This window comes from Bacillus sp. FSL R9-9410, from assembly GCF_038050385.1.
GTDB classification, from domain to species: Bacteria; Bacillota; Bacilli; order Bacillales; family Bacillaceae_G; genus Bacillus_A; species Bacillus_A cereus_U.
The window spans coordinates 3,107,277-3,122,343 of the sequence record NZ_JBBOTV010000001.1; the positions used below are offsets into that span (position 1 = coordinate 3,107,277).

Consider the following 15,067-nt stretch of genomic DNA (forward strand, 5'->3'; position numbering starts at 1 on the left):
AAATGAGGTGACAACATGCCCATTACGAATCGATTTTCTACCACCACTAACGGCGCACTCGCTATTACAGGAAACACACTAGGTTTAAGTAAAATTAGCAATCTAAACCGTGCTGGTACAATCGGTGCAATTGGTGCATTCGTAACTACGAATACCGCTTTACAAGTAACTACTTTTCCTGCAGGTACAACGTTAAACTATACACAAAATAGTTCTACCGCTATTTTGAATATCCCTGCTGGTAGTACTATTCTTTACGCAGAACTCGTTTGGGGTGGAAACTATTTATCTCGGGATCAAAACATTACGAGTGTATTAGGAAACCCCGTTTCTTTTACAACACCTGTGTCAACATACTCAATTACCCCTTCGGCTGTTACAGCTTCAAATCAAACATTCGTTTCTGGATCTGTCACATTTGGATTTTATACACGATCAGCGGATGTAACGTCACTCGTTCAAGCTGCTGGATCTGGATCTTATACAACAGGTTCTGTTCCTGGACTTGTAGATCCTTTAGACGCTTCTAATGGAGCCATTAATTCTGCAGGATGGACGCTTATTGTCGCTTATCAAAACGGTTCCTTACCCGCAAGAAATTTAACAATTTACGTAGCTGGTAACCGTGTTTCTGTAGAAACCGGTAGTGCAGATGTATCTGTCTCAGGGTTTTTAACACCTGCCGGGGGACCTGTAAGCGGGAGATTATTTTTAAGTTCTACTGAAGGGGATGCTGATTTAACTGGGGATCAAGCTTTATTTGGACCAAATTTCAGTTCATTAAATGCATTATCTGGGCCAAATAATGCTGTTAATAATTTCTTCGGTTCTCAAATTAATAATGCTGCAGGAAACTTAGATACAACTGGTACATTTGGAACACGAAACCAGAGTGCCTCTACAAGTACAAATATCTCCGCTGGAAGACAAGGATGGGACATTACTTCCATTGATATTTCTCCTTATTTAACAAATTCCCAAGTATCTGCCGCAATTCGTTTAACTACTAACGGGGATGCATATATGTTAAATACAGTCGGTTTACAAATCAATATAAACTCACCTAATATACAAGCAACTAAAAGCGTGAATAAAAGTGTCGCTACAATTGGAGATATTCTAACCTATACAGTTACTGTTCCTAACACCGGGCTTCTTCCTGCAAATAACGTTACTTTTACAGATGTTCTCCCTAACGGTACTTCCTTTATACCTGGAAGCGTAACGATAGATAACGTACCACAAACAAACGCAAATCCGGTCGCCGGTATATCTCTGGGGACAATTAATAATGGCTCTTCTCGTACAGTAGCTTTCCAAGCGACTGTCGTTTCTCTTCCAAGTCAAAATCCTATCTCTAACACTGCTAATATTACATTTCAATATACACCGATTGCCGGAGGAACGACTTTTAACGGTCTTGCAACAAGCAACTCTGCTGGAACACAAATTAACCTCGCAGATATTAATGGAACAAAATCAGTTAACAAACTTTTTACCGACATTGGTGAAACGTTAACGTACAGTATTTCCTTAGCTAATATAGGAAATATCGCTGCAACTAATGTTATATATACAGATCCGATTCCTAGCGGGACTACTTTCATTCCAGGGAGTGTAACTGTTAACGGAGTTACTCAAGCTGGAGCAAATCCCGCTAATGGTATATCAATTGGATCTATTGCTGCAAATTCTACTACTACTATTTCCTTTCAAGTATTCGTTCCTTCTATCCCACAAACAAATCCAATATTAAATAGTGGTACAACAACATATCAATACATTCCTGTACCAAACCAGCCGGCAGTAAGCGGGACTGATACGACGAATATTGTCTCCACGCAAGTGAATAATGCTACTGTAACAATGACGAAAGCAGTAGATAAAAACTATGCAGATATTGGCGATACACTGACTTACACTGTTGCCTTTACAGGTACAGGTAATACGAATGCGAACAATGTTATTTTTACAGATGTCATTCCTACAGGAACAACTTTTGTCCTAAACAGTTTAACAATAGATGGCTCGACACAAGTTGGCGCTAATCCCGCTAATGGTGTGAACATAGGATCCATCCCAACTGGCACAACCAAAAGTGTTTCATTTCAAGTAGTAGTAAACACAATACCCACGTCAAATGCCGTATCTAACGGATCAAGCGCTTCTTATCAGTACACCGTTAACCCTAGCCAATCACCCATTATGAAAAACATTTCTTCTAACATCGTTACTACTCAAATTAACAATGCGAATTTAACATTAACAAAGTCTACAAATAAACAATTTGCCACAATTGGCGAAACGATAAGTTATACAATCCTTATTACAAACAGTGGAAATACGGCCGCTAATAACGTTCAACTAACAGATCCACTTCCAAATGGAACGATATTAACATTAGGTTCTGTAACGCTCAACGGAGTTTTGCAAAATGTAGATTCTCTCGTTGCTTTACCTATCGGCACAATTCCTGGCGGAGCTACTTTCACCTTATCCTTCCAAGTAACAGTCATCAATATTACTGCACAAAACCCTATCATTAATAACGCTTTCGCCTCTTATATTTACACTGTAAATCCAAGCCTGCCACCAACTTCAAAAACTGCAAATTCTAATTCTGTTACATCAACAATTAGACTAGCAAATCTTCATGCTAGTAAATCTGTAGATAAAACGTTTGCGGAAGTTGGAGATGTATTAACTTACACCTTTGCTCTTACAAACGATGGAAATGTTGCGGCGAACAATGTATTACTATCCGATTCAATTGCGAACGGTACTTCCTTTGTACCAAACAGTGTTATAGTTAACGGTATTACTCAGCCGGGTGCAACACCAGCTAGCATTAATATTGGTAGTATCAATGCTAGTAGTACAATTACAGCTTCATTCCAAGTATTAATAATTAGCATTCCAAACCCAAATCCTATTTCAAATAGCGCTTCCATTTCCTATAACTTTATTGTTGATCCAAATGCTTCACCTGTAAGTAAAAATACAACTTCAACTACTACATTTACTCAAGTAAACGATGCAAATGTCATTTCGGCAAAATCAGTGGATCGAGAGTTCGCTACCGTTGGAGATATATTAACTTATACCGTTATTTTAACGAATGCAGGAAGTGTTTCTGCTGATAGTCCAACTTTCGTAGATACAAATCCAGATGGCACTACCTTTATTCCAAACACTTTCCTTATTAACGGTGTACTCCAAAATAACGCAGATCCAAATATAGGTGTTCCGTTACCTTCCATTCCTGCTAACGGCTCCCTTACCGTCTCTTATCAAGTAATTGTTACCTCTTTACCAACACAAAATCCAACAATAAATTCATCTAGTACACAGTATAGCTTTATTCTAAATCCGGGCGATCCACCAACTATAGAAACATCTTTAAGTAACACTGTAAGTACACAAATTAATTTAGCAAATGTTGTTATTGTCAAAGAGGTAGATTTAACCATTGCCGATGTCGGGCAACCAATCACATATACAATTTCCTTAGCTAACCTTGGCAATACTACAGCAAACAATGTTATTGTTACCGATATAATCCCTCCCGGCACCACTATCGTACCAAATAGTATTTTTATAGGTGGCGCTTTACAGCTAGGTGCAGACCAAAGTACCGGCCTTCAAGTCGGCTCCATTCCTGCTGGTGGTTTTACAACGATTGTTTTTCAAATAAGTGCAAATGGGCTACCTTCACCAAATCCAATTCAAAATAGCGCTTCACTTCAATATAGCTTTATCGCTGATCCGAGTTTACCTGCTGTTGTTAGAAACGCTGCTAGCAATATAGTAACTACACAAATTAATACTGCTAATATCGTTGCTACAAAACTAACGAGCACAAATTTCGCTGATGTTGGTGATGTCATATTATATGCGACTATTTTAACAAATAACGGGAATATCCCTGCTTCTAATGTAACGTTTACAGATATCATTCCAGCGGGTACCCTGTTCATTCCTAATACTGTAACGATTAACAATGTCCCTATAGCAAATGCAAATCCTGCTAACGGTATTTTGATCGGTACGATCGGGACGAATTCATCACGTACCGTTTCATTCCAGGTTTTTGTACCAAATATCCCTGCTGTAAATCCGATTACAAATCAATCAGGCACAACATTCCAATATACGTACGATCCATCCAAACCAGCTGTAATGCAGATGGTGGCTTCTAACACGGTACAGACAACTATTAATAACGCCTCAATTGCCGCTACAAAATCTGCAGATAAACAGTTTGCTAACGTAAATGATATTATTACGTACACGACTACTTTAACGAATAGTGGGAACACACTTGCATCAAATGTAATATTTACAGATGTAATTCCAAACGGGACATCGTTTATTCCTAATAGTGTAACAGTAAATGGGAATACACTCCCTAATGTAAATCCAGCAAATGGCGTAGCAATTGATCCAATAAACCCCAATACAAATACAACAATCTCATTTCAAGTAATAGTAAATTCCATCCCTAGTCCAAATCCAATCCCGAACCAAAGTAATACAACGTACCAATATATTGTAAATCCTAACTTACCTCCAGCATCCTCCAATACGGTAAGTAACGTAATAACAACTCAAATTAATAACGCTACGATCGTCGCTACTAAATCAGTGAATACACCGACAGCTGCAATTGGAGATATCGTTACCTATACGATTGCAGTTACAAACACAGGTAATATCCCTGCTAGTGCAACTGTTTTAACAGATGGACTTGGTGCGGGCGCTTCATTTGTCCAAAACTCCGTAACTATCAATAATGTTCCACAACCAGGATTAGATCCATCACTTGGTGTTCACTTAGCAGATATTCCGCCAGGAGATACTGTATTCATTACTTTTCAAGCACAAATTTTAGCGATACCATCTAGTGGCACATTAACAAATAATGCCCTTGTAAATTATGAATATACAGTGAACCCAAACCAATCACCTGCTGTTGGTAGTACAATTACAAACACAACGGTTACTCCAATTATTGATGCTACTCTATCTATAAATAAAACTGTCAATTCAACATTCGCTACTATTGGAGATACACTTACTTTCACTTCTACCATTACTAATTCCGGTAACACTACCGCAAACAATGTTATTTTTACAGATTTAATTCCAGATGGTACAACGTTTATTCCAAATAGTTTTACAGTAAATGGAACAACCATTCCTAATGCAAATCCACAAAATGGTATCAATATCGGTAACATAAATTCAAATGCATCAGTTATACTCAGCTTTCAAGTAAACATTACAACGATTCCAAATCCTAATCCAATCCCTAATAAATCATCGCTTCAATATAATTTTATTGTAGATATTAATGAACCACCTGTTTCACGAACAGTTAAATCCAATAAAACTTTTACACAAGTAAATACTGCTTCCGTTATCGCAACAAAAACTGCGAGCAGTGCATTTGCTGCTGTTGGAGATACAATTACGTATACAACAACCCTTACCAATAGCGGAAATACAACTGCAAACACACCTGTTTTTATAGATATATTACCACCTGAACTTTCATTCGTGCCTGATAGCGTACAAATTAATACCATCCCACAACTTGGATTTAGGCCCGATAGCGGGATTCCTTTAGACCCAATTCCAGTTGGAGGAACGACAACCATTAGTTTCCAAGCCATTGTCGGTTCAATACCAGCTTCAAACCCTACGATGAACCAATCTAGCACAACATACTCTATTATTATTGATCCTACCGAGCCGCCTGTTACAGAAACAGCTACTAGTAACCCCGTCTTAGTTCAAATAAATGAAGCAATTATTCAAGCAACGAAAAGTGTGGATCGTCTATTCTCTGACGTTGCGCCTGGAAATTCATTTTTAACGTATACAGTTTTATTAGAAAATATCGGGAACGTGACTGCTACTAATATCATTTTTACAGATCCGATTCCAAATAATACAGTATTTATAGAAGATAGCGTTCGAGTAGGTGGGGTTTTATTACCTGGGGTAAATCCAGCGAATGGGATACCAATTGGGGATATTATTGCAGGAGATTTTATAAACGTCACCTTCCGCGTGCAAGTAGTTAGTATTCCAAATCCAATTTTCACAATTGGGCCTGGGGGACCAAACTCACCGGTTGTAAACGGTGCTTCTATTAATTATCAATTTATGACAGGACCTAATTTACCACTCGTTTCACGAAGTACAACATCCAATTCTGTTTCGACACAAATAAATTCCGGAGAAATTGTAGCGGTTAAATCCGCGGATAAAAATTTCGCAACGATCGGCGATACAATTTCTTATACAATTACATTAAATAACCCTGGAAATGTCACTTCACAAAATATAATTTTCACGGATATTTTGCCTAATGGAACGACATTTATATCTGGCACTCTTATAAATGATTCTGGTACGCAGCAAATTGGCAATCCGGCAAACGGGATTCAGATTGGAAATATAAATCCAGGTGGTACGGCTACTATTACGATAAATGTCCTTGTGACAAACATTCCAAGTATAAATCCAATCTCTAATTCTAGTTCTGTACAATTTCAGCATATTGTCGATCCAAGTCAACCCGCTATAACACAAACCGCTTCATCTAATACCGTTACTACGACAATAAATAGTGCAATATTAACAGCGACAAAAAGCGCTGATAAATCAATCATTTCCGTCGGTGATACAGTTACGTATACAACTACTATTACGAATACAGGAAATGCACCAGCTACAAATGTAACATTTACAAGCGCTATTCCAGCTAGCACTACATTTATACCAAATTCGGTCACAATAAATGGTATCCAGCAACCTGGTGCGCAACCAGCACTTGGAGTAAATTTACCAAATATCGCACCCGGTGAAACAGTAACTGTTACTTTCCAAGTAAATGTTATTTCTATTCCCCCTTCAAGCTCGATTATGGATAATGACACAATTTTATATTCTTATACTGTTGATCCAAGCGGAGCTCCTATTACAACTTCTACTTCAACGAATATCGTTACAAATCCTGTACTAGATGCCATGATAACGATGGTAAAATCAGTCGATCAAACGCTTGTAACACTAGGTGATACCATTACCTATACGACCATTTTAAAGAATAGTGGTAATACAAATGCAACTAACATTACTTTCACTGACCTTATACCAGATGGCACAACGTTTATTACTGATAGCATTACAATAGATGGCATCACACAAATTGGTCTTAATCCTAATACAGGTATAACGATTGGATCAATTGCTCCTAACAGCTCAATATCTATTGCATTTCAAGTTACCGCTACTTCTACACCAGCCCAAAATCCTATTGCCAATTCCGCGACTGCTTCTTACACATTTATCGCTGATCCAAATGCACCTATTGTTTCAAGAACTGCTACTTCAAACACAGTGTTCACTACAATTAATACAGCTACCATTCTTTCATCAAAGCAAGTTGATAAATCATTTAGTCATATCGGAGACACACTCACTTATACTGTCACTTTAACAAACAATGGAAATTCATCCGCACAAAATGTTATATTCACAGATAACGTGCCGAGTGGAACTGCATTTATTACAAACACATTTTCTATCAATGGAATTCCTCAAAGTGGTGCGAATCCAACGAACGGTGTAAATATTGGGTCTATAACAGCTGGGTCTACAGTAAATGTTTCCTTCCAAGTAAACGTGACCTCATTACCAACTGAAAATCCAATTGTAAATTTCTCATCGACATCGTACCAATTAGTCTCACCGCCTGATGCAGAAACTTCAATTAGTAATCCTGTTTCAACACAAATTAGAGAAGCCATATTATCTATGACGAAAAATGAAAGTGTATCCTTTGTAGATATCGGGCAAACTGCTTTTTACACTACTTCTATTGCCAATGTAGGCAATACGGATGCAACTAATATTGTATTCACAGATGTATTACCAAGTGGACTCACATTTGTTCCTAACACATTAACTGTCGATGGCATTTTACAACCTAATGCGGATCCAAATACAGGTGTATTACTTGCAGCACTTCCACCAAATGAAATATATAGTATCGTCTTTCAAGTTACAGTGAACAGCATTCCACCTATTAATCCAGCACCGAATACAGCATCAACGACATATGAGTTTACTGTTGATCCAGGTAATCCGCCGGTATCGAATACAGCTAGCTCCAACACTACACTTCTTCAAATAAACAACGCAAATATTATTAGTACAAAAACAGCAAATCTTACTTTTGCGGATGTTGGTAATACAATAACATTTACACTTAACCTTCCTAATACAGGGAATGTGGCTGCAACTGATGTAATTATTATCGATATTCTTGATAGCAATTTAAGTTTCATTCCAAACAGTTTCACAGTTAATGGGCAAACCATTCCAAACGCTGATTTGTCTACTGGTGTAAACATAGGTTCAATTAATGGGGGTAATACGGCAATCGTTACATTCCAAGCAACTGTTACTACACTTCCAACACTTAATCCAATTTCTAATTTTGCTTCTACCACATATCATTATGTCGTTGATCCTAGCCAGTCACCTATTACAACTTCCAATCAATCGAATACAACGACAACACAAATTAATAGTGCTATCCTTACTGCACAAAAAAATTCAAATGCGGAAACGATAGATATCGGGCAGGATATCGTCTACTCCGTTACAATTACAAATAGCGGAAATGTTAGTGCAACGAATGTTATTTTTACCGACCTTATTCCAGCCGGAACTTCCTTTGAACCGAATAGTTTTACACTTAACGGAATTAGCATCCCCAATGCAAATATAATTACAGGTGTTCCAATTGGTGATATCGCGCCAAACCAATCTGTCATCGTAGCATTTCATATTAATGCCAATGAAATTCCTCCTATAAATCCAATTTCCAACCAAGCTAGCGTTAGCTTCCAACATATCGTTAATCCAGCAAATCCTCCAGTTTCAAAAGATATTACTTCTAACAACGTTACAACAAAAATTGAAAGTGCTATTTTAAACACTATTAAAATAGGAGATAAAGCTTTTGCAACTATCGGTGATACGATTACGTATACAACTACTATTACAAACACAGGAAATATTCCTGCTAACAACGTTATTTTTTCAGATCCTTTACCAACATGGACACAATTTGTTGCTGGATCAGTTGTTGTTGATGGCACTCCATTACCATCCGCTTCTATTATTAGCGGTGTTGGCATAAATACGATAACTCCAAATGAAATCGTAACAATCATATTCCAAGTTCAAATTGTAAGCAATCCAACAACGTTTACACCTGAACTCCAAAACTTAGGATTTGTTAACTTCCAATATAACGTAGGCAATTCATTACAAGCCCAGCCTGGCAATGTGGAAACGAACGTCTTCGTTACTTCTATTAATTCAGCGATACTTTCAGCTGTAAAAACTGCTAATACAGCCTTTGCGAATATCGGAGACACAATCACTTATACAGTTTTGATTCAAAACAGCGGCAATACAAAAGCTACGAATCTAAATTTCTCAGATCTTATTCCAGCTGGAACGACCTTTGTTGAAAATAGTTTTTCTGTAAATGGAAGTATCATTCCAGGGGCAAATCCAAATAACGGAGTTAATATCGGAACCGTTAGTACGAACAGTTCCTTAACTGTTACTTTCCAAGTCATAGTCACATCTACTCCACCCTCAAACCCAATTACAAACGTTGCATCTATTCAATTCACATTCATTGTTGACCCGGCAGCTCCTCCTGTTACAAGCACAATAAATTCTAATGGCGCTTCAACACAAATTAATAACGCTACCGTTACTACTGTTTTAGAAGCAAATCGATCAATCGTATCCATCGGAGATATAATTACGTATACAGCAACATTAACAAATACCGGAAACTTCCCTGCAAATTCTGTATTGCTCATAAACGGAGTTCCTGTAGGTGCAGTATTCGTTCCAAATAGCGTTACGTTAAATGGAATTTCACTTCCAAATACAAGTCCAACTCTCGGTATTCCAGTTGGTATTATCGCACCAGGTGATTCTGCTACTATTACGTTCCAATTTCTTGCAAGTTCTATTCCACCGCAAGGGGCGATTATAAATCAAGCCATTACAAGTTACACGTATATTGTCGATCCAAGTCAACCTCCAGTTACAGCAACATCCTCATCTAATACGGTTAATACAGCTGTCGTTGATGCATCGTTATCCGTAATTAAAAATACAGATTCTCTCGTACAATCTACTAACGGTACAATCACTTACACAGTAGTCGTTCAAAATAACGGAAATACAACTGCAAATACAGTTAATTTAACAGATTTGGTCCCAGAAGGAACTGCATTTATTCCTAATAGCGTGACCATTAATAGCGTTTCCGTTCCAGGTGCCGATCCAAACGTAGGGATACCATTAAACGCCATCGCGCCGTCAGAAATCGTCACCGTCACATTCCAAGTTATCGTTCAATCCATTCCAAGCGTGAATCCAATTTCTAATACAGCCCGTATTGACTATACTTTTATCGCCGATCCAACCTCTCCTATCATCTCTCGTACAATTACTTCTAATCCAGCATCCACACAAATTTCAGATGCGACTATCATTTCTTTAAAAGCAGTCAATGCACAACAAGCAACAACTAGCGATATTTTGACCTACACGATAACATTAGAAAATAACGGAAATATCTCAGCAACTAATCTCTCATTTTTAGATTCTACTCCAAATGGGACTACATTCGTAGAAAATAGTTTTACACTTAACGGAACAGCTATACCTGGTGCCAATCCAAACGTAGGTGTTACTTTGCCTAACCTTGTAGCAAACGCTACTCACCTTATTTCGTTTCAAATTCTTATTAATAATTCATTCTCGCAAGATTCTATTACAAATCAATCCAATACAACATATACAATTCAACCAGATCCAAGCCAGCCGCCTATTACTGAAACATCTACAAGTAATATTGTCATTACAAATTTTGTGCAAGCACAATTGACAATTACAAAAACATCCAATCCAATAACTGTAGATATTGGCGGAACTATACTTTATATTTCTGAAGTGAAAAATATCGGCAATGTTGACGCAATAAATATTATTTTTACAGATTCTATTCCAGCTGGGACTACATTCGTTCCCGATAGTGTCACAATTAACGGTGTCCTGCAACCAGGTGTAAATCCAGAAAACGGAATACCAATTGGAACGATTCCAGCAAACAGTTCCAAAACAATACTATTTCAAGTGCAAACAAACAATCCACCTACTGAAACCGAAATTGTAAATCAATCTTCTGCAAATTACCAATATGTAAGTATTCCTACAGCTCCACCGGTGAATCGCTCTGCAAATTCTAACATTGTTACAACATCACTTCAAAATGCAAATATTATTTCTGTTAAAAACGCGGATGTAACTTTCGTATCAATTGGGCAAATTATTACCTATACAAATACACTACAAAATATAGGAACCGTTCCAGCTAACAATACTATGTTCATTGATAACATTCCAGAAGGTACGATATTCATTGAAGATAGCTTATCAATAAATAATGTGATTCAGCCTGGCGCGAATCCTGAAAACGGAGTAACTCTCGGCACGATACAACCAAATGAAACAGTCACTATTTCATTCCAAGTACAACTTACAAGTATACCTTCCGGCAATACGGTCATTAACATTTCAGACACTTCATATGAATACCAAATTGACCCTAGTTCTCCAATTATTCAGCGTAGATCGTTATCAAATGCAGTAAACACTGAAGTGCGGACGGCAAATGTTAGTGCAATTAAATCCGCTAATAGATCCATTACACGTATCGGCCAAATTATCACATATACAGTCGCAGTTACAAACGCTGGTACAGTACCTATTACAAATGCACTACTTATTGACGCAATTGCAGCTGGAACCACATTCGTTCCAAATAGCATCCTTGTAGATGGCATAACACGACCTAACGAAAATCCAATTACTGGAATCACCCTTAGCATTATCCTTCCAAATAATACGATTATCGTTACGTTCCAAGTAAATGTAGTCTCTATACCTTCACAAAATAATATTAATAATATCGCTGTCATTCACTATGAATATCAACCGGATCCAAGCTCACCACCAATTTCAGAAACGACCTCTTCCAATAGTACAAATATACAATTTATTGACGCTATTCTTATCGCTACAAAATCCGCTAATAAAGTATTAGCTAATATTGATGAAATCATTGAATATACAGTATTAATCCAAAATAACGGATCCACTACAACTAACTCCATCTTTTTTACAGATACTATAGAAGATGGAACAGTATTTATTCCGGGAAGTGTAATAGTTAACAATACTGTACTTCCTGCAGCAGATCCGAATATCGGCTTTTCCATTGCTAATATCGCGTCAGGTCAATCGACAACAATAACATTCCAAGTTTCCGTTACGAATTTACCTGCTGTAAATCCAACACCTAATACTGCAAACATCGTCTACGACTTTATTTTCAATCCTGACTTTGCACCAATTCAAAAATCTACTACTTCCAATACTACTTTCGTTCAAATTAATGACGCTGATATCGTTTCACTGAAAACTGTTGATTTAACTTCTGTAACGATTGGTGACATTTTAACTTATACAACAACTTTAACGAATACAGGGAATACAGATGCTACTGCTGTTGTATTTACAGACAATATTCCTGATGGAACAACCTTTATAGACGGTAGCGTTTTAGTAAATAACATTCCGCAGCTTAACGCCAATCCAAGTACCGGTATACTTGTAGGAACGATTGCTCCTGACATTTCTATCCCAGTCACATTTTCTGTTACCGTCGTAGCTCTTCCAGCTAGCGGTCGCATTCAAAATCAATCAGCTTCCCGCTATACAATAAACGGGGAAGAACAAATATCGACTAGTAATATTACCTTCACTGAAGTTATTTCTGCTAATGTAATTGCGACAAAAACAACGCCAATCCAATACGCTGACCTACAAACTATTATCCCTTATACAATTCCCATCATAAATAACGGAAATATACAAGTGGAAAACATTATCGTTACAGATATCATCCCAGCAAATACGAGCTTTATAGAGAATAGTGTTATTGTAAATGGCAACGCTCGGCCAAATGACAATCCACTTAGCGGTATACCAATTGATAACATTCCGCCTAATACAACAGCAACTATTCTATTCCAAGTCCGGGTTATTTCGATTCCGCAAACAAATCCAATCTCTAACACGAGTGCAATTGAATATGAATACACGGTACCAGATCAACCACCTATTACCGAAACTATTATTTCATCAGCTGCTGTAACAGAAATTAATCATGCGAATTTGAATAGTAATAAAGCTGTTGACCTTGCATTTGCAACGGTTGGTGATACGTTAACGTATACGATTACATTAAATCAAACTGGTAATGTTGCAGCAAATGATGTAATCATTCAAGATATTATTCCTCAAGGTACTACGTTTATAGAAAATAGCGTCATTGTCAACGGAGAAACTCTTCCGGGAGTTAATCCAGTAAGCGGCATACCAATTGGCATTATAATTGTAGGTGGAAATACTATCGCTTCATTCCAAGTAACTGTAACTTCTATTCCAACACCAAATGAGCTCAACAACAAAGCAATTACTACTTTTAACTATATAGTCAATCCAAATAACTTACCTGTTACAAATACGACTACAACAAATACTGTGACAACAACTGTCCAAAATGATAATGTCGTTGCCATAAAATCTGTTAATGCCACGAATGCATTACCTAGTCAAACTTTAACGTATACAATTACAATTACTAATAGTGGCAATGTAACGATTGAAGATCTTTTCGTTGTAGACACCGTACCAGTAGATACAACCTTCGTTACTAGCAGTGTTACGATTAACGGAATCAATCAACCGAATGCGAATCCTGAAAACGGTATTACATTAGGAAACCTTGCTCCTAATGAATCTGTTATCATTACGTTCCAAATAACAATATCTTCTTCGACTCTTCAATCTGCAATCAATAACGATGCTTCTGTTTCCTATACTGTTACCATTGATCCGAATGAACCACCTATTACAATTACAAAGCAAACAAATACCGTTACAACAACACTCATCGATCCAATGGTGCGCATTGAGAAAAACGCTGACAAATCTATTGTCGTTATAGGAGATATTATTACATTCACATTAGAGATATTTAATCATTCCCCAATTCCTACAGTAAATACTTCCGTTTTAGATATGATTCCAGCTGGTACAACATTTATAGAAAATAGTGTAACCATTAACGGTACCCAAATCCCAAATATCCGTCCAGACACTGGTATTAATATCGGCGCTTTACCTGCAGATGGAGTAGCAACTATAACATTTAAAGTTCTCGTAACTTCTATCCCTTCAAACAGTACAATTATCAATTCTGCAACAGTTACAGCTGCTTTCCAACTGACGCCACAGGATCCGATTATTACTTTCATCGTTAATTCGAACATTGTTCGCATACCAGTTCAATTTATAACTGCAACTGTGCTTAAAAACGCTTCCGTTAGCTCAGCTTATTTAAACCAATATTTTGATTATACGGTGCATATTACGAATACCTCGGAATTTTCAATTACAAACATTTCTTTACAAGACACCATTCCTGCAGGTTTACAATTTATGAACGGTACGGTCTTCATTAATGGGGAACGCTCTCCACTAGCGAATCCGAATATCGGTTTCCTAGTCGCTACTAATTTGGAACCGAACGAAACAATTATCGTGTTATTCACAGTACAAGTGATAAGTCCACCTATTAATAATGAATTTAAAAACACGGCAAACGTTTCTTTACAACTTCAAGTCTCTCCTACCGATCCACCAATCACAGTAACCATTACAAGTAACGAAAACATCGTCACCTTTATTCCAGAAAATCCAGATGAAACACTTCCAAATTTAAATTGTTTCTTTGACGGTGAACGTTTCATACGCATTACTCCTCGAAATATACGAAATTACTTTTGGACTTGGATTTGGTGGCGTTAATCAAAAAAGAAAAAGCTTG

General features: G+C 37.3%; 1 protein-coding gene. It reads left to right on the forward strand.

Annotated features, from left to right (window positions below):
- Window positions 1-15: 15 nt before the first annotated feature.
- Window positions 16-15,048 carry a DUF7507 domain-containing protein gene (locus MKX77_RS16180; protein ID WP_341307228.1) on the forward strand — a complete coding sequence of 5,011 codons (15,033 nt, stop codon included), beginning with the start codon at window positions 16-18 and terminating at the stop codon, window positions 15,046-15,048.
- Window positions 15,049-15,067 lie beyond the last annotated feature (19 nt).